Source organism: Paenibacillus sp. P3E (genome assembly GCF_001909045.1).
Classification (GTDB): domain Bacteria; phylum Bacillota; class Bacilli; order Paenibacillales; family Paenibacillaceae; genus Paenibacillus_AQ; species Paenibacillus_AQ helianthi.
On the sequence record NZ_LVWH01000178.1, the window covers coordinates 15,314 to 39,738 of the forward strand.

Here is a 24,425-nt window from a genome sequence, read left to right on the forward strand (position 1 = left end):
TCTTGGTGTATCCCTGGATTCTATCTATCGGTCTGTTCCGTCATGAGTCCCCAGCGGATGCCAAACTTATCGACAAGGGAAACCATACAGGAGCTATAGGTCGTACTGCGCAGCGGATGAATGATCGTACCTCCAGCCTTCAAAACTTCATAGGCCTTTTTTACTTGAGTGGCGGTTTCAAAGGTGATCGTAAGAAATAATGATGTGCTTGCAGCAGCTGCTGGGGCTAGTTCATCCGAGAGCATAATGCGCTGTTCCCCGAGATAAGCCTCAGCATGATAGACATAGCCCTTTTGTTCTTCTGTCAATTCATGATTCCAGTCCTGTTGGTTAGCGTCGGTATAATGCAACATGAAGTCTATTCTGATGTCAAACGCTTGCTGATATAGTCCGATGGCCTCTTCGCATTCTCCGTGAAAATGTAACGTAGGTGTTATAATCATTGCTTCATCTCCAGTCCTAGTTGATTGGGAGTTCATCCCAATTGACGTAAAGAGTATAGCATAGGCTCCTTCATTCAACTGTTAATAATGTCAATCATTTTGCGTTTTGCATCCTGGGCTTCAGGGATAGGAAAAAGAACGAAAACATGATTCATTTTGGGATACACAAAGGTGTTGTGAGCGATGCCTTGGTGTATCACATCATATCCTTCCACAGCCAACATGGGGTCTCTTGTCACATAGTCGAACAGCACCGGATTATCCAATACCATATCCACGCATGGAGATAACAAAATAATATCTTTGGGCTGCGGAAGATGATTCATTTGGATGTAATGTGCGAAGCTAAGCGAGATATTTCCGCCTGCCGAATCTCCCATGAGGGTTAGTTGTTCAGGATTCTTAATGGATTCAAGAATTTCTCTGTATAAGTTCAGGAGTCTTGGATAGGTATGCTGATAGTTGAAATTAGGCACCTTGGGATAAATGGGCGCAATGATTTTGGCATTCAAGGTTTGAGCCATGTGATCCATGAACCTGAAGTGAAAAGCTAACAGTTGATGGGTATGGGCACCGCCATGGATATAGAGAATCACCTTCTGATCAGGAGATTTCTTATCATTTAATGTGAATACCTGCATGTCCTCAAAGGAGTACTCCGCAACATCGCTGGATAATTTAACTTTACCTATCCGGTAAGGCTTTATATTTTCTACGCCCATGTGCTCAAGGTGCTTCAGGGTGTTCTCTACTTTTCAAATAGGAAGCTCTTTATAAAACGCCTTTTGTTGTATATTTCCATGTGATAGATAGACCACCTTTCCGTTTGGAGTACGATATCTAGAGTATAAAGGTTGAAGTATACTTCAAGGTCAAGGTATGCAGCCAGAAGATATCCAGGTGAAAATGCCTATATTAAAACTCTACCTTGCCGGATTGAGCTTGCAAGCCCATTATTTAGGTTAAAGGATTCCAAATGATGGGAGACGATGTTCGTAAATGAATGATTTTGTAATCCGCAATCCGCAAGAGGAAGATGCAGCGCAAATTGAAAGTCTGGATTTTGTTCTTAACATGCTGTTTCTGTATCATGGCGATCTGGATAAGCAAAATATGTTCTGCGCAGTTAATGGAGCTGGGGAAATTGTAGCCGTGGCCCATCTGATGGAGCATGATACCTTTCATGCGGTCCGGCAGGCGGATGACAGCAACTTTGTCCGCTATCTGACTTTTGATATTATCTTTGCGGACAATAGGGAGGATGAGCGTGTCAAGGATGCTCTGACAACTGCATTGATCAGACGGTCCAGAGACATCAAAGCGCAGTATCCGGATAAGCGTATTGTGATGGCTAACTATTTTGACACGGATAACCTAAAAGAATTGAGCTATTACCTCGCACGCGGATTTACCATCTTTGATACGATTGTGGTGTTCAAGTATGATCTGGAGCAGGAGATTCCGAGGTATCCATTACCTGATGGTGTGCAGGTACAGCCCTTTGTACTGGATAACAGTGAGGCTCTGGAGAAGTATCACCAAGCGGAACTTGCTTCCTTTGACGGTGTGGCGTGGAGCATGAACCAATTAAGCTGGATGCAGGGAGCGCAGGAAATGGTCAACTTCTGTGCGTTTCATGGCAGCGAGTTGATCGCCAATACCTCTACCTGGAGAATATCAGAGGAGAGAAGTGCAACGGAGAATGTATTTGTCATTCCAGAATGGCAGAAACAAGGTATTGCCCGGAACATCATCTGTACTGCACTGGATTACCTGAAAACGCAGGGGAAAACCATCGCTACCCTGGGCACGCATGGAAACAATCAGAAGGCCATTCGCCTCTATACGCAGATCGGCTACGAGCTGTATGGATTCAGACTGACGGTTGGCTATGAGATTAGTTAAACCGGATGCGGACAGCCGGACGTGTAAAGGATTACCTGTTATCACTTAAAAGGACATAAGAAGACCCCGGTTCCTGGAACCGGGGTCTTCCTTCTGCTATTGGAGCCTTACTGTGTCTCAGGCTTCCATCTTTTGCGCCGAATACAGCCGGTAATACAGACCCCGGCGGGCAATCAATTCATCATGCGAGCCGCTCTCCGCGATGCCTTTGTCCGATACATACATGATGCGGTCGCAGTTCCTAACGGTGGAGAGGCGATGCGCAATAATGAATGAGGTTCGTCCCTTGAGCAGTTCGTTCAGACCTTTCTGCAGCAGGCGTTCCGTCTTCGCATCGATGGACGAAGTGGCTTCATCCAGGATGAGAATCCGCGGATCGGCTAGCAGCGTTCTGGCAAAAGAGATGAGCTGCCGCTGTCCCTGCGACAGCTTGGAGCCGCGCTCATTGACCTCGGTCAGGTAGCCCTTATCGAATTCACGGATGAAATCGTCGGCGCAGACCGCTTTGGCGGCAGCGACGACTTCTTCTTCGGTAGCATCGAGCTTCCCGTAACGGATATTGTCCAGAATGGTGCCCGAGAAGATGAAGCTGTCCTGAAGCATAATCCCCATTTGGCTGCGCAGAGACTTTAGCGTAATCTGCGAGATATCCTGGCCGTCGATCAGAATTCGTCCCCCGGTCAAGTCATAGAAACGCGAGATCAAATTGACGACGGTCGTTTTGCCTGCACCTGTCGGTCCAACCAGGGCAATGCTCTCCCCGGGCTTGACGTCGAAGGAGATATTCTCCAGGATGTTGAGCCCCGGGTCATAGGCGAAGGTCACATCATCGAAGGTGACCCGGCCTTGAACGGGCGGAAGCTCCCGGGCATCCGGAATATCACTGACGGTAACCGGCTCATCCAGCGTTTCAAAGATACGCTCCAGATAGGCTACGGCATTAATGAAGTTATTGTACAGGTTCGAGAGATTCAGAATCGGCTGCCAGAAGCGGGCGGCGTAGCTGCTCATGGCCAGAATGACTCCAAAGGTAACATCCTTGGGGTCCAGGGTCAGCAGACCTACAAGAAAGATCAAGGCTGTAACGATGGTGGACAGGTTGTCTACCGAAAAAGGAATCAGCATATTGTAAGATACCGCCCGCATCCATTCCTTGCGAAAATTGCCGGACAGGCGTGTGAAAATCCCTTCATTCTGCTGCTCACGGGAAAATATCTGTGTCACGCCAATACCGGTAATGCTCTCCTGTGTATAGGCGTTCAGATTGGAGCTTTTGTTGGATACGGCCTGCCATGCGCGCCGCTGCCGGGTTTTGATCAGCAGCATGATGCCTAGGAACACTGGCAGTCCTGCAAGAATGACGAAGGAGAGCCTTACATCCACGGCGAACATGAATGCGGCGATAAAGATTAAATTGACAATCTCCAGAATAAAGTTGATGATCCCGTTCGATAACACATCGGAAACCGCGTTGACGTAGTTCACGACCCGAATCAGGATTTTACCCTGCGGGCGGTCGTCGTAATATTTGAAGGGCAGCTCCTGCAAATGGGCGAACAAATCCGTGCGGATGTCAAATATAATATCCTGCCCGACGCTCGTCATGATCCGTGAGCGGATGGTAGCCAGAATGACGCTGACCACGATGGTCAGCAGCATCAGCAGCGACCACCCCAGCAAATGAAGCTTCTCCTTGGCGGGGATGGTTACGTCTACGACATGCTGCAGGATCAGCGGTGCTGACAATGCGATGGCTGCTGAGAGAGCACTCAGTATAAATGCGACAATCATCGGCGTCTTCTTCCGCCGGATATAGATCATCGCACGGCGGAAGTGCCTGATGTCAAAAGGCGACTCCAGATTCTCGTCGACGTCGAATTTATTCCTGGCCATGAGCCATCACCTGCCTTCCAATACCCTCGTTCTGCAGCATAAATACATCATAATAATAGCCCCGCTGTGCCAGCAGTTCGGCATGGGTGCCTTCTTCAATCAGCCGTCCGCCATCCAGGATGAGGATGCGGTCAGCCTCAGCAGTGGTGGATACCCGCTGCGCGATAATCAGCTTCGTGCAGGGATAGTCCAGCCCACGCAGACTGTTCTGAATGTGCTCCTCCGTCTCCAGATCCACAGCGGAGGTGGTATCATCCAGAACCAGGATGGACCGCTGGACAGCTAGGGCGCGGGCGAGCGCAATACGCTGCTTCTGCCCGCCGGATAGGCCGACGCCGCGCTCCCCGACCACGGTATCATACCCTTCGGGCATCCGGACAATGAAATCGTGAGCGGCTGCGAGTCCGGCATAGGCTACGACCTCTTCCTCCGGAAGCTCGGGTTCGCCATAGGCAATGTTTCCGTCGATGGTATCGGAGAACAGAAGAACGTCCTGAGTGGCCATACCGATATTGCCGCGCAGCTCGTCAAGCTCCAGTTCCCGAACGTCAACCCCGTCTACCAGCACACGCCCGCCGGACACATCATAGAAGCGGGGGATCAGATTGATGAGAGTTGTTTTGCCTGACCCTGTCGAACCCATAATTGCAATGGTTTCGCCGGGCTCCACCGTGAAGCTGACATCATCCAGAACTGTAGCGCTGTCATATTTGAAGGTGACATGCTCGAACGTAATCCGGCCTTCATAGCGGCGTTTGGTGGTAGCCTTATGCTCGTTGACAATAGTCGGCCGGGCGTAATAGATCTCGACGATCTTGGTCAAGCTGGCGAAAAAGCGCTGAATGTCGTTGATAATGATGCCGATGTTGCGCATGGGGTTTGAGATGGCCCAGACCAGTGAGGAGAAGGCAGCGAATTCACCAAAGGTGATCCGGTTATCCATCAGGTAGAGCCCGCCCACCAGCATCAGGATGACATTGAAGCCCTGGGCAAAGGTTTCCAGATACGGGAAGTAATCCAGCCATACGAGCGCTGCTTTTTTATTCGCGGTCGAGAAGTTGATGTTCTTTTCTGTGAATTTCTCGATTTCGTAAGCCTCACGGGCAAAAGCCTTGACCACCCGGTTTCCGGAAATGTTCTCCTGCGTGGTCGTGTTAAGCTGGGACAGCCGCTCGCGCAGGTCCACATACATAGGGCGTACATGCTTGGCAAATATGTAGGCTACGACAAAAATTAGTGGTGACAGGGTGAGCATCCACAACGTCAGGCCGATATCGATGCTGAAAAAATAGATCACGGCGGCCGCGAAAATCGTGAGCGATTCGATGATCGTTTTGAAAATCCACGCCATCGAGTGCCGGACCATGTCCAGATCCCCTGTCATCTTGGTCATGAGATCACCGGTGCGGTTATGGTCGTAATACTCCCGGTCCTGTCCTTGAATCTTGTTGTACAAATAGATGCGGATGCGGTACAGCATGTTCTGCGAAGAGCGCTCATATTGCATGGTCGTAAAATAAGCCAGACCTGTGCGGAGCAGGGAAAAGCCAATCATCCCCAGGCATAGCATAATGAGCAGCCCGCGCTTATCCGTCAGATTCTGCACGGCATCGTCTCCGGCAATGAACGTATCGACGATACGCTGGCTGAGGTACGGATTCACAATCGTCAGACTTGAGCCCGCCACCGATAGGCATAGCGCCAGAATATACCGGGCCCGGTTTCCCTGCAGATTCTGCCACAGCCATTTCAGTTCAAACATTTGATCACCTGTTTCTGCATGTTCTTTCACCCCTGCCATACAGGAGTGAGTGAATAAATCAAAGTGATTATAACACTTACATGCAGCCAGTAACTGGAATTGAATAATTTTCTTGTTACAATCGATTGAACTTTTGAATGCGCAACCAATGGACTAACTTGAAGCTGAAGATGCGCTGGCTGCTGATGCGGCAGCCGCCGCGGCAATAGCGGTCTGCTGCGCGATGACAATGTTGGTAATACTGGTGGTCAGCGTCGTGGTCACTACACCGTTTTTAGCCTCTTCTACATATTTGAAAGCTACCATAGCAGCCGACAGCAGGAGCAGCTCCTGCTTCGTAATGGACCAGCTGCCGAAGCCCTTTTGGGTGCGCAGAAACTCATAGGTCTCCGAGACATCATTCACGATCTCTCCCTGGGTGCAGGGCAGCAGAGATAATACGCCAAGAGAGGATAGGGTATATTCTTTATCCAGCCGGATTCCTCTAGCGCGAAACGCCTCGCGCAGGGCAAGTACGTGGGCTGCTGTTTCCGAGGCATCTTCCCCAAGAACCAGCACCTGCGTCAGCGCCTGTACGCTGTTTCCGGACAGAAACTCGGGTTTCAGCACAGCATATAGCTGCTCCATCCGTTCTACTCCGTTCTCCACGTTGATATCAGAGAGGCCGAGCATCGCAGCGAAGATATAGTCGTCACGGCCCGTAAGGAAAGGGTGCCTGGACTTCATGCGGTCATAGAACGCTTTTGCCCGTTCCACTGTCTGTTGATATTGATCCGATGTTGTATTCACAGCGATCTGATAGGCGGCTATGACAAGATAGTCAGAGGCTCTGAATTTAACATCCTTGAGCATTTCATAGACAGCCAATGTGTCTGCGAGCTGCCGCTCCTGTTCAGCAGATAGGGAGAGCAGGGCGGCAATGCTGATTGCGGTAGTGCCTCTAAATGTAGAAAAGCTTCCGGTATGCTCCTTAATCAATTCATAGCTGGCACGAATCGCGTCACTGTCGGCTATTTTGTTCTCGGCAGTATACAGCAGTGCCGCCAGGCGGTTGACCTGGGCATTTTTCCAGGCAAATCCTTTTTTGACCCGCTGTGCATTCTCAGCAAATAATTCAAGCTTGGCCGAATAAGGCTCTTTCATCGGATACACTCCTCTTATCTAGACTGTATTGAATTTCATAGGATCTCTTACGTATGTTCATTCTCTTCCGTTCCTGTTCAGATCTGCGTGACTTTCATCAAATTTTCAGATTGGACCATTATACTGCTTCTATATATCCAGGCATGTGATAAATACAACACAGGCACTGCTGCTAGGGAGGTTGTCCATGGTAAAGGGAATTCAACGAACATTGTATGTCATACTGGCTCTTTTTATAAGCCTGTTCATCGCTTCCTCCTTCTTTCTCCGGGCGGAGTACAACTACTTTGCAGACGGCGACACGCCGGTTCTGGAACGGCAAAAGCTGCTTATGTTCATTGTGCTGATCTTAGTCGTCCTTGCTGCAAGCATCGTTCTGTATAGAATGTGCCTGAAGCTCGATAAGTACAGTCCGAGGATAGTCATTCCGCTCACGCTGCTTTTTTCTTGTGCCATCCAAATCGTGATCATCTTCCTGTTCACCCGCTTGCCCACGGATGATTCCCAGACGGTGCTCTCACTGGCTATGGATATGCTGTACCGGAACGATTATTCTTCCTTCGAAACAAGCGGCTATCTTCATATGTTTCCGTTCCAATTCTCCATCGTGCTGTATTTGAAGACGCTGCTGTACCTGTTTCCGGATAATTATCTGGTGATCAAGGGTTTCAATATTCTGTTTTCACTGGTTACTACGCTAATGATCTACTTGCTGTACAAAGAGCTCAACACGAAGTCCAAGCTTAATGACTATGGAGTCCTGGTGTTTGCCGCGACTTACATTCCTTCGTTGTTCATGAGTAATCTCATCTATAATGACGTGATTGCCACCGCTTTTCTGACTAGTGCATTCTATTTTGCAATACGGTTCATAAGAACTCATTCACTGAGGGATATCCTCATCGCAGCCATTTTGCTGGCAGTAGGGAACTATTTCCGGAGTATTGGTGTTATTTTCCTGATTACGGTGCTGCTAACTCTTCTATTTCACATGCGGACCCTTGGGCTCAAAAAACTCATCATCGCAGCAGGCATCACAGCCGTACTCTTCAATGTTCCGAACTGGACGCAAAATGCTGTGCTGCAGGCTACACATGTCGTAGAAGAACCGGTCAATACCAACTCAGCGCCTGTCTACATGTGGCTGAATATGGGCATCAATCTGGAGACGTTCGGCTTCTGGGATAACCGGGAGAGCTATAGCATCTATCAGCAGGATGCGGGCTATAACAAGGCGGAAAGCACGGAACTGTTCAAGGAATCCATCGCGAATAAGTTGTCTGCAGCCACGGTGGGCGAGTTAGGGAAGATGTATTATAAAAAGCTGATATGGACCTGGACTGAAGGTACGTACCAGATGGAGCGGTATGGGATAGGTAATGACGGCTCGTCCAGCAATCACGGAAGAATGGGCTTTGTTATGGATAGCTATGTATATCATACGTTTGCTTCGGATGGGTTCAAGGGAGATTCGGATGCCAGAAGAGGATTGATCTGGATGATGTATGTCCTGAATATGGTGATGTATGCTGGTATTCTTGTTCGGTTGATCGGCGGATTAAAGGCTGGACGGTATGCTGAAACTCCTCTGATTCTGGTGATTCTGGGGTTCATCGGATTCTATCTGCTGTGGGAGATCAAGTCCCGCTATATTTATCCGGTGTATCCGCTGCTGATTATATTTTCTTACATGGGATTCAAGGACATATACGATTATATATTCAGAAAGAAGGTGTCATAGGATGCGGAGCAAGAGAACCTGTATCTCAGTGCTGCTTCTAATGCTTAGCTGTTCCATGGTGCTTGTCTCCTGTGACGCCATTACCGCCCAACAAATCCCGAGTACCGACTCCGGTTCAAGGATGAACGGATTCCCGGGAATGAACGGCGGCAAGAACTTTAAGGGTGGAGGCCGGGGGAACGGCGGCTTTCCTGGCATGAATGGCAGGACGCAAAGAAACGGCGGTCAAGGGACGGACGGCGGATCAACCGACGGATCAACGAGTGGATCAACGGGCGGATCAACCAGCGGATCAACGGGTACCAAGTGAATGTGTATGTGTTTCTTCCACTTTCTGAGCTTTGCCCGGAAGCTGGTGAAGGGTGCCACCGAATTGATGTGAATCCATCTTGCCATGGGCCAGTTCTCCTTGCTGCCGGTCCAATGGCGGATACCCTGCGTAAAAAGCTCTTCTTCCGTTAACGTGCCGACCCAGTCCAGCCACTGCTGTTCCATCTGCCGGAATAAGTCCCGCAGCTCGGGAAGGGAATACTCGGCGTATGTTCTGTAAAAAGACTGGTACAGTCCGCCAAGCTGGTTCCATTTGTAGCCCGGAGAGGGCATACTCACGGTCCGGCCTTCCCGTTCATCTTTGTCCCAGCCCATAACAAGCTGAAGCCAGCCTAGCTGGTAGGCAATGACCTCGGCAGGGGTTTTATCTGCTTCGGGTATTCTCACATCTTTCTGGCTATTGTCGATGTCCTCGAATTCTGCATCCAGAAGGATATATTTAGTGTGAATGCCCTCTAGTAGATCCTCCTTGGACAAATACTCATAGCTCGCCATAGCTTTCGCACCTCATTTTTGTCTTTGTTATATCATAGAGCAGTGACAGCAGTATGTCATATTTATCCTATGGGTATGGATTAATACATAACCCGGTTACCTCCGTGATGGGAGAGTAGCCGGGTTTTTCTGTGTTCTTTTGGCATTTAGCTGGTTTGGGAGTATGTATATTTGAAGTTGAATTGAGGAATTAGGAATCGAGAGGAATTGAGAGGAATTGCAGCCGCTCTTAGTGGAAAAAGGATCACTAATGGAACTCATTGGGCTCATGGAGGACTCGTAGTTGGAAAAAGGATCACTAATTCTGCTGAAACCACCTGTAAGGGGGAAATGGACTGGGATTAGATGTACAAAATCCAACTAATCCCCTTTTGAGCTGCAATTCCAGGGGATTAGGTTTACTTTTTCCAGTTCGCTTCAGATCATGCAGCATGATAATATTGGTATCTCTAACCAATGTCATATTATAATAGGCTCAAAAATGAACATGTTGAAGGGAAGTCGATAGATGATTAATTATGAGGATTATGTGAATTCAGCTGGAGCAGTGATTTGGAGAATTCATACGGATGTTCCCTTTATTCCATTATGGCGGCTTTCAACCTCTTGAAGGATAGCTAACTTCCTCCGTTGCACTAAGCTTCCTTTAGACATGCAAAAACTCCTCTTACAGTAACAGGTTTAATGATTTCACCTGTCTACCGTACGGGGAGTATATCACTTTTAGAGAAATAAACTTAACCTCGTAATAATCACCTGGTTCCCTGTGACAGAGGAAGTCATCACTATCATAAGCTTGCTTGATACATTTACGGATTTAGGCTTTACTGTGAAGGGTAACTAGGTAACCGTCTGGGTCGGCAAATGTAAAGGTTCGCCCGAATGGTCCATCTATTGGTGCGGATGTAATCTTTACGCCTGCTGCAATAAGCTTGTCGTGGATTTCTTGCGTATCAGGGGCATGAAGCCAGAGAGCGACACCAAGTCCAGGCTGAGTACCTGAACCGAGTTCTACTCCTGGCATTAGGTCACGAAGAGCAAATGCAATAGGCTTTGTTTCAAAGACCACAGCATGAGGTGGTCCCGCCTGTGAGCGGACAAGTCCGAGATGGTTTTGATAGAATTCCGCAGAGCTTTCAAGATTGCTCACTTGAAGTGAAATGAAGTCGGGTCCAATTACTGACATAGTGTCCTCCTTAGTATATGCGGTAGTTTATGTTACAGGTGTTCATTAATGGCCAATGTACGGAGTGTGTTAATGTTTAGCTTGTGCTACCCTGTACAAAAGGAGTCGCATTCAATACTGAAAACATCAACTAACGTGAGTTTGTTAAGCATTTGTACAAATCTCTCATGGAATCCGCGAAAAGATGCGGTATCCTGTAGCTCTCCAGCAGGGGGAGTACAGTTGACGCTCATCAGCCTTCAGCGTACCATTCGTTTCTTTTAAAGACATGCCATCTAGATAACCTCACTTTCACTTTGGTTGTCTTGAGTATACAATCCCCCTACTGCCAACAGTATGTCAGTAGCGTTCTTTCCATTTTCGATTTCTTCTATTTGGTTTATGAAGCATCTTCATATTGATAACAACTTCTTAAATTCCTACGCAACCTATGGAAAAGACTTATTGGTAAGAAATCATATGGCTTGAACGAAGGGAGCATCAAATGTCCGAGAACATCATAAGGCTGATCCCTGAGGAGAACTATACATCGATACCGGCTCCGCACATGATTCAGAATCTGAGAAGTCTTCTGGATGACCACGCGATCACTTACGATATTCATGTCTTTGATTCCGTCCAGTTTATTGATCAAGGAGGGAATTTCGAGTATGTGGCCTGCCCTTTTTGTTCTGAAATACTGGATGTGGCATGGTGGCAGGAAGAGATGACAAGGAGCTTCGCCCATGATTTTGATGACTTAAGCATACATATGCCTTGCTGCAATCAGGGAACAGATCTTAACCGTCTGGACTATCACTTGCCTGCGGGGTTCGCTAGGTTTGTTATTGAAGGTAGAGGGAATGAAGATGAGTTAACGGATTTGATTCCAGAGATGGAAAGACGGTTAGGGTTCAAATTAACAGTGGTATGGGCTAGGTATTAGTATTTATTTTGAACGGAGGATACAAGTGGGTCAAAGGGCAAATCTCGTCATTGTCAGGAATCGAACTTATGAGTTGTATTATAGCCATTGGTGTGCGAATACGCTGCCACGTGACTTGTTCTGGGGGCCGGAGTATGCTACCCCATTTATTGAAATGCAAACTAAGGTAGATGAATCCAGGTGGCTCAATGATATATGGGCTGAAGGCGGTGCGGTTCTTGATGTAGACATGAAGAAATTGTTGATCTACGGCGGTGAAGATATACGGTTTGACATTCCGCTTCGAAATCTATATTTACAGCTTTTGGGGAAAACGTGGGCGGGTTGGGAAGTGGAATGGGCTTCCGGCGGCATTGCCGATATTGCCTCTTATGTAGGCTACCCCAAGGAAAAGGTGCTAACCGATCATGAGGATGATTTAAAAGATATAAGTTTAGCGCCTCCTGAATACCGGGACTGGGTTGAAACCATAGCCAGTGTAAGCTTCTCAGCAAATGAAATGCTAATGTTCCCCTTAGGGGGAGGGATAGATGAGTATTTATTTCATGGCCCTGAAATGGTCCAGAAGATCAATAGAGCATATGGCTATCCCAAGCTTACGCTTAGCGAATGGAAGAAAGACTTTCCTCTGGGTGGCTTCCATCTGGATATTGCGCAGAAACGATTGGAATTTTGGCATGCTGATGTGATTTCCGGCTTATCCAGGCAGCTTCAGTGTATATGGCCCGGCTGGGATGTCATTGAGAACTATAGTGATTATGAATCACAGCTCCGGAGCACTCACGGGTTGCTGCAGTTCCAAACTGTCCATGAACAGCAGTTATTAGACGAACTAACGGTCCATCTGTTGAATGAATCAACGAGTCCATTAAAGGGGCTGCTCTATATGGCTGAAAAGATGGCTGAGGAAGGCAAGGAGGTGGAGATCAATCCGTACGCTTTGACATTTCACAATCAGCCCTTAACCCAGGAGTTAAAGGCAGAGATACTAGCTTCCGCATTAAAAGGCCTATCCTCATAAACCGTGTGATACTCCGCAACCACGAGTTTCCCGTCCTCAACCGTAAAGGTAAGGCTCTCTTCCGTTTGGTAATGGGCTGGCTCGCTGGTTTGGGTGAGGTAAGTGATGCGGGCGGTGTGGCCCTCCATGTGAATTTTGTAATCGACTACCCAAGGGCTGGACACGCCGATGTTGTAATTCCAGTCCTGGCCGCTTCTTGCGATTTGCTCTTGCTTGAATTGCTCCTTCATGGCTGCCGACATCATCTTATAGCGGGGGGACCGTCACGGGAGACGAGGGCGTTCGCCCAGACGGAAGCAAGCTTGCCCGGCTGATCCACTGAACCTTCCTGCTTGCCGGCCGGGTTGGCGGTAAACCCCACCATGAAGATCACTGATATCACACAGGCTGCGGCGACCGCTCCAACCTTTGGTTTTTTATAGTTCAGGATATTATTAATTCTGGCATGAATGCTGCTCTCGCCAAAGGCAAGCGGACTGCCGGACAGCGGACGCCCCCGTTTTACGGAAAATGCCAGCAGCGAGCGGGAATAACCGGCTTTTGCCCTATTACCCAGTTTGCGCAGCACACTTTCGTCGCAGGACATCTCCATATCCTTGCTCATCAGCATGAAAGAGATCCACATCAGCGGATTGAACCAGTGAAGAGTAAGCACCAGGAACGCAAACGGCTTAATCAGATAATCCCGTCTACGGATATGCGTCAGCTCATGCTCCAGGATATAAGTCAGCTCGTTGTTCCTGAGGCCAACTGGAATCACGATTCTGGGCCGGGTGAAGCCATAGACAAAAGGTGTAGTGACCCGATCCGATTCAAAAACATGTCCATCCACAAGCGTAGCCGTTCTCACCCTGTCCAAGAGCTTAAGGTAGGAAACTACACTGTAGCCCAGCAGCAGCGCGATGCCAACCAGCCAGATTACGGCGGCAAGCACCATAATGATTTGCATGGAATTCACACTTCCGGCTGGGGTGGCAGGGGGCAGCGAAGCATTAACTACTTGGTTGACGATATCGGTCCCAATGTTGACCGCAGGGTATTCATTAGGCCGATCTGACCTGAGACATATTCCATCGCTCCGCTTCCCGTCTGAACATTAGGTACCAGAAAGCTTAGGAGGCTGAGGCCGGAACTATAGCTAAAAGGGAGTATCAGCCGTATGAGCACAGCCGCCCATAATACATACGAAAAGGTTTTGGGGGCTTTACGCAAAAACAGGCGGACGACGATCACGGCAACGGCGACATAACTGGCGGTAATGCTCATATTGAGGATGGCGGTGAACCATGAGGTCATTGGGTGGCCTCCTCAATAATGCGTTTGAGCTGCTCTGCTTCTGTGGGGGAGATCCGGCGGGTACCTAAGAAGGCGGTTAGGAATTTCGGCAATGAGCCGTCAAAGGCTTTGTCGAGCAGGGCTTCACTCTCATATCTTTGGGCATCCCCGCGTTTGATCAGGGCTGTCACTATAGTCTTTTCATTTTGTAAAACCCCACGTTCACACAGCTTCCTTAGTACGGTATAGGTCGTTGATTTTTTCCAGCCTAATTCGCCTTGGCACAGCTTCACCAGTTCAGTTGAATTCACCGGTTCGTGCTCCCAAATGAGCGATACAAATTTATATTCCGCATCAAACAGTTTATACGGCTCCATTTTCTCTCACCTCAAGCCCTAAGTTTATTGCAATAGACCTTTAGCTAGGAGTTTATTGGAGTAGACCTGTTTTGTCAAGGGTGACGAAGTAAGCGCCAGGATTGTAAAAATTAAAGGAGGGTTCAATATTGAATCCAAATGAAGTATGGAGAGCACACGATGAAGAAGCTTCAGTTTCTCTTGATATCTCCATCCGTGAAATGGCGGTTGAAGAGCAGGGCTGCTTGGCTGACATCGATGATTCCTTTATCGTAGATTCAGTTCTCGTCCTGTCATTTTCGGGGAATCAGTTCAACTATACAGTGAAAGATATTCCAAGCTATGAGAAGAGCTACACAGCAGAAGTTTCTGAAGAGGCAGACGCAGCGGACGGTTCCACCGAGCGTATTCATCCCGATCAGGTGACCTATTTGGCTTTTGCCGAAAATCAGATAGTGGGCCGAATTGTGTTGAAGAAGAATTGGAACCATTATGCTTTTGTTGAAATGATACAGGTGGACAAAGCATTCAGACGGCACGGGGTCGGCAGACAATTAATGGAACAGGCCAGACACTGGGCGTTGGAACAGGGACTGCCTGGAATTATGCTGGAAACGCAGAGTATAAACGTGAGGGCTTGCAGGTTCTATGAGAGTATCGGCTTCGTCATTGGCGGATTCGATAAATATGTGTATAGAGGGATTCCAAAAGTGTGTGAAGAGGTTGCGGTGTACTGGTATCTCCATTTCAAGTAGTGGAGGGTTTCGGGAGGTTTTCCAACTTCTGAGCTTGCTCCACGTTAGGGTGATTGGATGCTGCCGGATAACCGATAAAGACTACATGAAGCCGAAGCGGCTTCTGTACATTGAATGAAAACATGGAGGAAATGAAGAATGAAAAGGTTGATGAAGTTACTGCTGGTCCTGTTATTGCTTGCACCGCTACTAAGCAGGCCAGCACTTACTGGCAATACTGCCCAGGCTATGCTGACAGACAGCAAGACATACTTTAATGGAGAGGAACAGTCACTATACGGCTTCAACATAGCGGGCAGCAATTATTACAGTCTGCGGGATATTGCGAAGCAATTATCGGGGACGGCGAGCCAATTCGATGTGACTTGGAATAAACAGCAGAACGCAGTAGAGATTGTAACAGGACAAGCCTATACGCCTGAAGCGTCACCCAACAGCAGCTATTACAGCCGCAGTACAAAATACATAGCCTCACTCTCCACTTCCAAGATCCTGGTCGATGGAAAGCAGCAACAGATTACAGCCTATACGATTTTCAATTAAGAGATTTGTCGGGCAAGATTCCATTTGATATTGAATACGATAACCAAGCCAATCGAATATCGGTCTTCTCGAAGATTCCTGACAACGCCTACCGGGTGAAGACAGCGTTTGGAGCCAAGGATAACGGGGAAACTTCCGATTTCCCGAGATGGAAAAGTCCGGTCACCTCCTACCTGGTCAATAATCAGGATCAGACGGTGAGTGTCATAGAGGCGAATAAAGAGATTACGATTGAAACCTATAATGAGAAATATGAGTTGATTGCCAGCAACAAGCTGGGGTACGAGCTTCCGTTGTTCGGGGGTTTTTATAGCGGCGTAAAATATAACTATATCGCTTTTGGGCAAGAGAATACGGAGGAGAATAACGATAAAGAAGTGATTCGTATTGTCCGGTATGATAAAAGCTTCAACCGGATCGACAGTGTCTCCATTAAAGGCGGGGAGAGCTATACGATTGAACCTTTTGAAGCGGGTTCCGGCCGGATGGCGGAGTACGGGGATACCCTGGTGCTACACACCGCACGTAAAAGATATACAACACCCGATGGATTAAATCATCAGTCCCAGCTTACGATTATGGTAAATACCTCAACTATGAAAGTGACTAATGATCTGGGGAGATTCCAGAAAAATCATGTCAGCCATTCCTTCGATCAATATGTGTTGTTCGACGGCAGTGCTCAGGTACTTGTAGATCATGGGGACGCCTATCCCCGTTCGGTCGTGCTGAGTAAAGGGGACGGGAACAGCTACAGCAAAGTGGATTTGTTTGCTATTCCAGGTGCGATTGGAGCGAATGCTACCGGTGTTTCTATCGGCGGATTTGAAATGTCTTCGGGCAGTTATATCGTCGCGATGAACAGCGTGGACCATTCAGCTGTTACGGAATATACCTCTTATGAGATGGTAGGTCTGGACATAGACCAGCGGGATATCCTACTTAGTGTGCTGCCCAAGTCCAGTATGTCCAGCGCTTCTGTCCAGCACATCACTTTGGCTAAATATGTTGGAACAGACAAGATCGCATCCATTCCTAAATTAGTTAAAATCTCGGATGACAGGCTGATGGTGCTGTGGCAGGAATTCGATAAGAAAGGGAATCCTGGCGACCTGAAATATGTATATATTGATGGAAACGGGCAGGCCACAGGAGGCATTCAGACCCTTGCGCATTTTGCCTTATCTGAGACCAATCCTATTCTGGTTGGTGATAAAATTGTCTGGTACACCAACAACAAGGGCAGCCGGTTATTTTATTCTATTCCGTTGAAATAATAGGGGAGGCGCTTGATATTAAAATCGGCATCCAAACTGACCAAAGTTTGAGTGCCGATTTTTATTATTATGCTGATATTAATCCTTATTCTTTTTTAGATAATAATGATCAAAAGGTATAAAGGGGTTATCCTCTAGCTTAATAAAATGGTTATCCTCTAAGGCTTGAATTCTTTCGATATCATCTGTTGTGGCTTTCGTAATAATATTTTCTATCCCAAAATCCATGTAAAAATGATTAGTTACTATTTTTAGAATCCCGGAAAAAATTGCCCGATTTTCAAGGGATGAAATAACGTCAATTCTCAGAATGCCTGATTGGCAAACACCATCCAGAAACCTTGTTGTATTAGGGATAGGTGCTATTTCAATGGTTCCAATTATTTTATGCAGCTGCTTGTAACGGACACTCCATCGAATAAAAAATCCGGCGTCGAATTCTTTATTCCATCCACTAATCCCTTGTCTAACATGATCTATACTGGGACAATCCCATTCGCTGCCACAATTATCATTATTCATGTGACCTTTCGTTATCGGGTCGGAATAACATTCAAAAAGTTCTTTTGCATCTTCTTCTTTAACTTTTGTGAATACTAAATGATCGGTTTCATAGATTGGACAATGTTCAAATGGATTCATAATATTCATCCCCTTGATTCACCTTCCCCATTAATGTAGATCCTTATCATAGAACGCTTGTTTGTGTTTTTCAATTAAAAAATACATTTTTCCCATATTGTTCACACTGCAAAGAAACCCCAAGAGGCGTTTCATTCCTGCCCCAGTCTTCCTACTTCGTAAGCTCAATGAACTTGCTCGCCGCCGTCGTTAGCGGCATGTTGCGCATCGTCATCATGCCCACCTGGGCAGGGGGGAGCTGCACGTCGAGCTTAATCTCGAAAAGAGAGCCTTCCTCCAGCTCCTTGGATACGAATTCACGGGTGACGAAGGAGATGCCGAGCCCTTTGCGGGCGAATTCGATCAGCAGGCCAACGCTGCCGACCTCAAATTCAGGCTTCAGATCATAGCCGTACCCCTGGAACAAGTCCGTGATCGCCATTCGTGCCCGGCTACTGCGGGAGAAGAGGATAATGGGGTACTGAAGCAGCTCCTTGATCGAGAGCACCTTCTGGTTCAACTCGGCATAATGGCAGCCCGCGATGAAGCAGTCCTGCAGCTGTAGACCCTGCCGCACCTCAAGCTGGGGATCGGTGATGGGCATGCGAACCACGCCCAGATCAACGAGCCCTTCTTTTAAGTAGGAGATGACTTCCGGTGTGGTTCCGTGGATCAGATGCAGCCGGATGCCGGGGTAACGCTGATGAAAGATTTCGATGAAGGGCAGCAGATAATGCTTGAACAGGGAGTCACTGCCGCCGATCCGCAGCTCTCCGTTGTCGAGGTTTTTGAGCTCGGTCATCTTCTTCTCCGCCTGGGTGATCAGGATGTGCGACTGCTCAATATACGAGTATAGGGTGGCTCCTTCCGGTGTCAGGGCGACACCTTTGGAATTCCGGGTAAACAGGGTCAGGCCAAAGCTATCCTCCAATTGCTTAATGGCATGGCTGACGCTCGGCTGGGTAATATACAGGGATTTGGCGGCTTGGGTCAGGCTTCCGGTTTTGGCTGCCCAGTAAAAAACTTTGTACAGTTCAAAATTGTTCATAGACATGGTCTATAGCTCCTGTGAAATATATTAATTACTTGTATAGGTCGTATTTGTATTATAGTGTAACCAGGAAAGTTAAACCAGAGCAGAAGGAGAATGGAGATGGAGGCAACCACATTTGTTTTGTTTGGAGCGACAGGAGATTTAGCCCGTAGAAAGATCTACCCTGCGCTGTATAATCTGTATCTCGATCACAAGCTGCACCATTCATTCTCTGTGATTGGTCTTGGCAGAAGAGAAGTGGCTGATGAAGCCTTTCAGGCTATGGTGGAGCGGTCGATCCGGGACTTTTCCCGGCGGGAAATAAATGATTCTGCGTCCGTGCGCGGCTTCCTGAAGGCCTTCCGATATAATGTGCTGGATGTAGGGCACACAGAGGATTATCTGAAGTTATTGGAGCGGGTGGAACAGCAGGAAGAAGGCATGGGAAGTTCCCCTAACCGGATGTTCTACTTGTCCGTCGGCCCCGAGTTTTTTGAACCGATTGCTTTGAACATTAAAGAGAGTGGCCTGGGTGCCGCCAAAGGCTGGAAACGCCTGGTGATCGAGAAGCCTTTCGGACATGATCTGCAGTCAGCGCAGGAGCTGAATTTGAAGCTGAGCGAGGCTTTTACCGAGGATGAAATTTTCCGGATCGACCATTACCTTGGCAAACCGATGGTGCAGGAGCTGGATGTGTTCCAGCAGACGAATCCGGTGCTTCATGCACTGTGGAACAACCGCTACATTGCCAATGTACAGATTACCGCAGGCGAAACCGTGGGTGTGGAAGAAAGAGCGGGCTATTACGACCATGTGGGTGCGCTCAGAGACATGTTCCAGAATCATATGCTGCAGCTGCTCATGATGCTGGCGATCCGCCTGCCGAAGGACAGTTCTGCCGAAGAGGTCCGCTTCAAGAAGAAAGAGGTTATGGAAGCTCTGGAGCCGCTGGAAGAAGCGGATGTCCAGTTTGGCGTGATCCGGGGGCAGTACAGCGCAGGCACTATCCAGGGCAAACCGGTCACAGGCTATACATCCGAACCAGGAATTGCACCCGGATCGATGAATGATACGTTTATTGCAGCCAGACTTACGATCGATGATCCTTTCTGGAAGGGTGTTCCTTTCTATATCCGGACCGGGAAAAGAATGAAAGAGAAATCCACGCGCATTGTGATTGAGTTCAAAGAGCCGCTCAAGCAGAACTCGTCCGCCGCCGAGGATGATATCCCCAATCTTCTGGTATTCGAGATCAGCCCGAACGAAGGCATTACCCTGCAGCTCAAAGCAAGAGATCCCCGGTACAAAGGGAAGTTCAAGGCAATGCACATTGACTTCCATACGAGCTCTATTGAAGTGCCGGAGGCATATGAGAATCTGATTTATGACGCTTTACACGGTGATCCGTCGTTCTTTGCGCATTGGGATGAGGTGGAGCTGTCCTGGAAATGGGTGCAGCCGATCCTGGATGCTTTTGCCAAGAATAATGTTCCTCTTTATCCGTATGCTGCGGGCACGTTCGGACCAGCTGAATCGGATCAGCTGCTGGCCAAGGATGGACATCACTGGTGGCTCGACTCTGCAATTGAAGAAGAAATGGAAGTGCCATTGCCCGATGCTTCAAATTTTTAATACTAAGTTTAGTTCAACTAAAAATGGAGGTTTACAAATATGAAATTTTTTATCGATACGGCAAATGTGGAAGACATCCAAAAAGCATACCAGATCGGTGTCCTGTCCGGCGTCACTACGAACCCATCCCTGGTCGCTAAAGAAGGCGTGAAATTCGAAGACCGCATTGCAGAAATTCTGCGCATCGTGCCTGAAGTGGAATCTGTATCGGCCGAAGTTACACCGGATGCCGTTACTGCGGAAGAGATGATTGCACAGGCTAACGAGCTGATTAAGATCAACAATTATGATAAAAACATTACCATCAAGCTCCCGATGACGCTCGCAGGTCTGGAGGCCTGCCGGTATCTGACCCAAAAGGGTGTAAAAACCAACGTGACCCTGATCTTCACCGTCAACCAGGCATTGCTCGCTGCCCGTGCAGGAGCCACCTACGTATCGCCATTCCTGGGCCGCCTGGATGATATTTCGGAGGATGGAGTCCAATTGATCGTGAAAGTCGCCGAGCTGTTCCGTATTCATAACCTGGGCGCGCAAATTATCGCCGCTTCGGTCCGCCATCCGGACCACGTGACCCGCGTAGCGATGGCCGGTGCACATATTGCCACCATTCCGTTCAGCGTCATTGAGCAAATCTCCAAGCATCCGCTGACCGATCAGGGACTGGAGAAGTTCGCTGCTGACTGGAAAAAGGCTCCGCAGGTCTAAAACGACTCAGCACATATATAGGAGGTCTATTAACGATGGGTAAACAGCAGATTGGTGTGGTCGGCTTGGCCGTCATGGGCAAGAACCTGGCCTTGAATATGGAGAGCAAAGGGTTCTCGGTAGCCCTGTACAACCGTTCGCGGGAGAAGACGGATGAGCTGCTGGCAGAAGCAGCAGGTAAAAACTTCGCCGGTGCCTACAGCATCGAAGAGTTTGTCGAATCCCTGGAGACGCCGCGCAAAATCATGATCATGGTCAAGGCCGGCAAACCGACAGATGATACGATTCAGCAGCTGGTGCCGCATTTGTCTCCAGGGGATATCCTGATTGACGGCGGGAATGCTTTTTTCCCGGATACGCAAAGACGGAACAAGGAGCTGCAGGCTCAAGGCTTCCGGTTTATCGGCGCAGGGGTATCTGGCGGTGAAGAAGGAGCGCTGAAGGGACCGGCGATTATGCCGGGCGGACAAAAGGATGCCTACGAGCTGGTGGAGCCGATCCTGACAGCCATTTCTGCCAAAGTGGACGGCGATCCTTGCTCGACCTACATCGGGGAAGACGGTGCCGGACACTATGTCAAAATGGTGCATAACGGCATTGAATACGGCGATATGCAGCTTATTGGCGAAGCGTATCAACTGCTGAAGGATGTACTGGGCCTGGACACCCATGAGTTACATGAGATTTTCTCAGAGTGGAACCGCGGGGAGCTAAACAGCTATCTCATCGAGATCACAGCCGACATTTTCGCCAAAGCTGACCCGGATACAGGCAAGCCGATGGTCGATGTCATCCTGGATTCCGCCGGACAAAAGGGAACAGGTAAATGGACAAGTCAAAATGCCCTCGATTTGGGCGTTCCGTTATCCATCATTACTGAATCTGTCTTTGCACGGTTTATCTCGGCGATGAAGGAAGAACGCGTGGCTGCGAGCAAACGTCTGAAGGGCCCTGAAGTCAAGGGTTATGACGGCGATGCCAAGGAATTCATCGAAGCGGTCCGCAAAGCCCTGTATGCCAGCAAAATCGCCTCCTACGCCCAAGGCTTTGCCCAGATGAGAGTGGCTTCAGACGAATATAACTGGAACCTGAGCTATGGCAGTATTGCGATGATCTTCCGTGGAGGCTGCATCATCCGTGCTGGCTTCCTGCAGAATATCAAGGACGCCTATGACCGCGACCCTGAGCTGAAAAACCTTTTCCTGGATGAGTATTTCAGCGGCGTTGTTCACAACTACCAGGAAGCCTGGAGAGATGTGGTTGCGATTGCCGTTAAAAGAGGGATTCCGGTTCCGGCCTTTGCCTCCGGCCTGGCCTATTATGACAGCTATCGTTCGGAACGTCTCCCGGCTAACCTGCTGCAGGCCCAAAGAGATTATTTCGGAGCCCATACCTTTGAACGGCTGGATCAGCCGGGGAGCTTCCATTTTGGGTGGATGGACAGCAAATAATTATCATATAGATTTAACTATGAAGTCCGGGCGAAGTGGCCCGGACTTTTTGTATAAGCACTCCCCAGTTCAACTGGAGGTTCATGAAAGCTTGTAGCTATAAGGAAGAAAATGAAAAACGCTCTCGAAAAAATCGAGAACGTCGGTTGGTTAGCCAGCGGACTTTCGGTGATAATGAGATTTAACTACCGCCGATACCATGGGACATGGTTTGGATTTGAGTACTATCTGCTACGATTTCGATGTTTCCAGAAGGAAAAACAATTACAGCGACCAAACTACATAAAACTAGGAGCTTGATGAATCTTCTTAGCTTTCGCATTCCGCGCTGTTCTGATCAGAAGTTTGTATCTATCCAGTTCTTCTTCTCCTGCTGCATACCGATATTGCTCAAACAGTTCGACACAAGTGATTGCTATACTCTCATTGTTTATCTTAGCGGAGGTTTCCATACTTTGCAGCACGAAGCTGAATTCTTCATTTCGCTTATTGTGTAAGTAATAGGCGGCTAGTTCAGCAAGAAATCTGGCGTGTTTGTCTGCCATAATCTGCTGATTGTATTCACAAAGTTTCGATCTGTATGTCCGATAAGGGATATAGGCAGAGAAGCGCTCCAGAATGTGATCTACATTCCAGTCATACTGGTTAGCCGATTTGATAATATTGTATACAGCCGTAAATATCTCGTCCGGTTGTGTTGAGATATATTCCACATAGTCAGCTAGTACCTCCAGTTGTCCGTCCAGCACGCGATACAAATAGATGTTTGCCGTACCCCACTCCCGGAACTGGGCTAATGTCCGTTGCACTTCTTCATTATCTTCCTGTATCCAGCTTCCGTCCATATAGAGTGGCACACGCTCTATCGCAGACTTATAGTCCCCATATTCCATGCAAATACTTGAGAGAAAGAGATAGGCGTTTAGAATATATAGGTATAGCGGTCTTTGAGGCATTTTTCCGTTGTCTTGTTTACGATTCGACTGGCGATGTAGATTATAACGGAGTGTAGCCAGTCGGAGCATCTTCTGTGCGAGTTCCTCCACTTTAGGCCACTGCTGCAAGGAATAATAGACATTCAGCAGGTCTATTATTCCATCTAATTGATCAGCCTCATCCAGCCGATCTATGTAACACTCGAAGAGGATTGCCTCCCGCGAATTAATGCTCTGATCGTCACCCAGGGCAATTCTAAATAGGCGGTATTGACATAACGCCAGCCGCTCCGAATTCTGATATTTCTCACTGGCACTCACATTCTTATATAGCAGCGCTGCGGCTTGCCATTGCCCCTGCTGATACAGCCCCTCAGCCACTTCAAATAGCATGGGGGCATAGATCAGATTGTCGAGCAGATTCTGAACCACCTGCTCAATGCAATCGAGGCGGCCGAGCGCCGCTGAACGCATCAGAAACGGGCGTAACCGCCGCCAGGTCGGTGCCGAATGATGAAAACATTCATCCACGTATAAGCTGAAGAAATGATCCTCCTGCAGCTTCATTCCCTGAGTGATCCGCTCCAGATGATTCATAGCAATCGGCTGCCGGTCACCAATTACACGACTGAGTGTTCCGGAATTAATTCCGGATTGTATGGAAAATTGATGAATGGACATGTCTTGCTGAGTTAGATAAGCCGCTAATTGATCGCGAATCGTGGTTGTAGGTTTCATGGAAACACCACCTAACTAAATGCCATTAATTAGAATTAATTTTATAGATGTAATAATATGTGATAATATTCCAATGGTCAATAGAGCGGATTAGTAGAAACCGTGAACAACGGGATGGAGTACGGTAAGAACTATCACTAGTCTTGGACGTGAAAAGCAAAGGTCAGTGGCTTGTTATTATCGATAGTAGACATATGTTTCTATCAGAAGGACAAGAGAACTGGTAGGAGTACTTTCACAATTCGCTGCCGCGTGAT

General features: G+C 48.1%; 24 protein-coding genes. 10 read left to right on the forward strand and 14 right to left on the reverse strand.

Going from position 1 to position 24,425, the window contains the following annotated elements:
- Nucleotides 1-20: 20 nt before the first annotated feature.
- Entirely contained in the window at nt 21-443 is a 423-nt protein-coding gene (locus tag A3842_RS19550; RefSeq protein ID WP_074102450.1) for a VOC family protein, read from the reverse strand.
- A 74-nt stretch (nt 444-517) separates the two neighbouring features.
- Nucleotides 518-1,165 (reverse strand): alpha/beta hydrolase, encoded by a 648-nt coding sequence (locus tag A3842_RS19555; protein WP_143186322.1) that lies wholly within the window; start codon nt 1,163-1,165, stop codon nt 518-520.
- A 277-nt stretch (nt 1,166-1,442) separates the two neighbouring features.
- On the opposite strand from A3842_RS19555, the gene A3842_RS19560 reads away from it, so the two are divergent.
- Nucleotides 1,443-2,348, forward strand: a complete 906-nt coding sequence (locus A3842_RS19560) for a GNAT family N-acetyltransferase (RefSeq protein WP_074102451.1) — start codon at nt 1,443-1,445, stop codon at nt 2,346-2,348.
- Between the two features lie 117 nt (nt 2,349-2,465).
- Here the strand turns inward: A3842_RS19560 and A3842_RS19565 are convergent, their stop codons facing one another.
- The 3 genes from A3842_RS19565 to A3842_RS19575 form a co-directional block, all read right to left on the reverse strand.
- Nucleotides 2,466-4,241, reverse strand: coding sequence for an ABC transporter ATP-binding protein (locus A3842_RS19565; RefSeq protein WP_074102452.1), 1,776 nt, complete (start codon nt 4,239-4,241; stop codon nt 2,466-2,468).
- Nucleotides 4,228-6,003 (reverse strand): ABC transporter ATP-binding protein, encoded by a 1,776-nt coding sequence (locus A3842_RS19570; protein WP_074102471.1) that lies wholly within the window; start codon nt 6,001-6,003, stop codon nt 4,228-4,230. The genes A3842_RS19565 and A3842_RS19570 overlap by 14 nt, the downstream gene beginning before the upstream one ends.
- 153 nt (nt 6,004-6,156) lie before the next feature.
- Nucleotides 6,157-7,146 carry a DUF4003 family protein gene (locus A3842_RS19575; protein WP_074102453.1) on the reverse strand — a complete coding sequence of 330 codons (990 nt, stop codon included), beginning with the start codon at nt 7,144-7,146 and terminating at the stop codon, nt 6,157-6,159.
- A 187-nt stretch (nt 7,147-7,333) separates the two neighbouring features.
- Here A3842_RS19575 and A3842_RS19580 point away from each other — a divergent pair, with 187 nt between their 5' ends.
- On the forward strand, nt 7,334-8,887 hold the full coding sequence (locus A3842_RS19580) for a glycosyltransferase family 39 protein (protein WP_074102454.1): 1,554 nt from the start codon (nt 7,334-7,336) through the stop codon (nt 8,885-8,887).
- A gap of 225 nt (nt 8,888-9,112) precedes the next feature.
- On the opposite strand, the gene A3842_RS19585 is transcribed toward A3842_RS19580, so the two are convergent.
- Nucleotides 9,113-9,712 (reverse strand): ClbS/DfsB family four-helix bundle protein, encoded by a 600-nt coding sequence (locus A3842_RS19585; RefSeq protein ID WP_083609655.1) that lies wholly within the window; start codon nt 9,710-9,712, stop codon nt 9,113-9,115.
- Between the two features lie 817 nt (nt 9,713-10,529).
- Nucleotides 10,530-10,898 (reverse strand): VOC family protein, encoded by a 369-nt coding sequence (locus tag A3842_RS19590; protein ID WP_074102455.1) that lies wholly within the window; start codon nt 10,896-10,898, stop codon nt 10,530-10,532.
- 484 nt (nt 10,899-11,382) lie between these two features.
- Here A3842_RS19590 and A3842_RS19595 point away from each other — a divergent pair, with 484 nt between their 5' ends.
- Nucleotides 11,383-11,823, forward strand: a complete 441-nt coding sequence (locus A3842_RS19595) for a hypothetical protein (RefSeq protein WP_074102456.1) — start codon at nt 11,383-11,385, stop codon at nt 11,821-11,823.
- 25 nt (nt 11,824-11,848) lie between these two features.
- A complete protein-coding gene (locus tag A3842_RS19600; protein WP_074102457.1) occupies nt 11,849-12,844 on the forward strand; it encodes a hypothetical protein in 996 nt (331 codons plus the stop codon).
- Here A3842_RS19600 and A3842_RS32100 read toward each other — a convergent pair.
- Genes A3842_RS32100 through A3842_RS19615 form a run of 4 tightly spaced genes read right to left on the reverse strand, consistent with a single transcriptional unit; the run spans nt 12,778 to nt 14,496 of the window.
- Complete coding sequence (locus A3842_RS32100; protein ID WP_143186323.1) at nt 12,778-13,074, reverse strand: hypothetical protein; 297 nt, start codon at nt 13,072-13,074, stop codon at nt 12,778-12,780. The genes A3842_RS19600 and A3842_RS32100 overlap by 67 nt on opposite strands.
- Before the next feature lie 11 nt (nt 13,075-13,085).
- Nucleotides 13,086-13,913 (reverse strand): M56 family metallopeptidase, encoded by an 828-nt coding sequence (locus A3842_RS19605; RefSeq protein ID WP_083609656.1) that lies wholly within the window; start codon nt 13,911-13,913, stop codon nt 13,086-13,088.
- Nucleotides 13,841-14,140, reverse strand: a complete 300-nt coding sequence (locus A3842_RS19610; RefSeq protein WP_074102459.1) for a M56 family metallopeptidase — start codon at nt 14,138-14,140, stop codon at nt 13,841-13,843. The genes A3842_RS19605 and A3842_RS19610 overlap by 73 nt, the downstream gene beginning before the upstream one ends.
- Entirely contained in the window at nt 14,137-14,496 is a 360-nt protein-coding gene (locus A3842_RS19615; protein WP_074084346.1) for a BlaI/MecI/CopY family transcriptional regulator, read from the reverse strand. Before A3842_RS19615 ends, A3842_RS19610 begins: the two co-directional genes overlap by 4 nt.
- 200 nt (nt 14,497-14,696) lie before the next feature.
- Here A3842_RS19615 and A3842_RS19620 point away from each other — a divergent pair, with 200 nt between their 5' ends.
- The 3 genes from A3842_RS19620 to A3842_RS19630 all read left to right on the forward strand — a co-directional run bounded on the left by A3842_RS19620 (nt 14,697) and on the right by A3842_RS19630 (nt 17,050).
- Complete coding sequence (locus A3842_RS19620; protein WP_074102472.1) at nt 14,697-15,230, forward strand: GNAT family N-acetyltransferase; 534 nt, start codon at nt 14,697-14,699, stop codon at nt 15,228-15,230.
- Nucleotides 15,231-15,368: 138 nt separating this feature from the next.
- Entirely contained in the window at nt 15,369-15,773 is a 405-nt protein-coding gene (locus A3842_RS19625; RefSeq protein WP_074102460.1) for a hypothetical protein, read from the forward strand.
- Between the two features lie 5 nt (nt 15,774-15,778).
- Entirely contained in the window at nt 15,779-17,050 is a 1,272-nt protein-coding gene (locus tag A3842_RS19630; RefSeq protein ID WP_074102461.1) for a hypothetical protein, read from the forward strand.
- A gap of 78 nt (nt 17,051-17,128) precedes the next feature.
- Here the strand turns inward: A3842_RS19630 and A3842_RS19635 are convergent, their stop codons facing one another.
- Nucleotides 17,129-17,692 (reverse strand): GNAT family N-acetyltransferase, encoded by a 564-nt coding sequence (locus A3842_RS19635; protein ID WP_074102462.1) that lies wholly within the window; start codon nt 17,690-17,692, stop codon nt 17,129-17,131.
- Nucleotides 17,693-17,843: 151 nt separating this feature from the next.
- Nucleotides 17,844-18,725, reverse strand: coding sequence for a LysR family transcriptional regulator (locus A3842_RS19640; protein ID WP_074084350.1), 882 nt, complete (start codon nt 18,723-18,725; stop codon nt 17,844-17,846).
- A 99-nt stretch (nt 18,726-18,824) separates the two neighbouring features.
- Between A3842_RS19640 and zwf the strand changes: the two genes are divergently transcribed.
- Genes zwf through gndA form a run of 3 tightly spaced genes read left to right on the forward strand, consistent with a single transcriptional unit; the run spans nt 18,825 to nt 22,495 of the window.
- Nucleotides 18,825-20,336, forward strand: a complete 1,512-nt coding sequence (gene zwf / locus A3842_RS19645; protein WP_074102463.1) for a glucose-6-phosphate dehydrogenase — start codon at nt 18,825-18,827, stop codon at nt 20,334-20,336.
- A 39-nt stretch (nt 20,337-20,375) separates the two neighbouring features.
- Nucleotides 20,376-21,044, forward strand: a complete 669-nt coding sequence (gene fsa / locus A3842_RS19650; RefSeq protein WP_074102464.1) for a fructose-6-phosphate aldolase — start codon at nt 20,376-20,378, stop codon at nt 21,042-21,044.
- 35 nt (nt 21,045-21,079) lie between these two features.
- Nucleotides 21,080-22,495, forward strand: a complete 1,416-nt coding sequence (gene gndA / locus A3842_RS19655; RefSeq protein ID WP_074084353.1) for an NADP-dependent phosphogluconate dehydrogenase — start codon at nt 21,080-21,082, stop codon at nt 22,493-22,495.
- Nucleotides 22,496-22,773: 278 nt separating this feature from the next.
- On the opposite strand, the gene A3842_RS19660 is transcribed toward gndA, so the two are convergent.
- On the reverse strand, nt 22,774-24,168 hold the full coding sequence (locus A3842_RS19660) for a transcriptional regulator (RefSeq protein ID WP_083609657.1): 1,395 nt from the start codon (nt 24,166-24,168) through the stop codon (nt 22,774-22,776).
- Between the last annotated feature and the right edge of the window lie 257 nt (nt 24,169-24,425).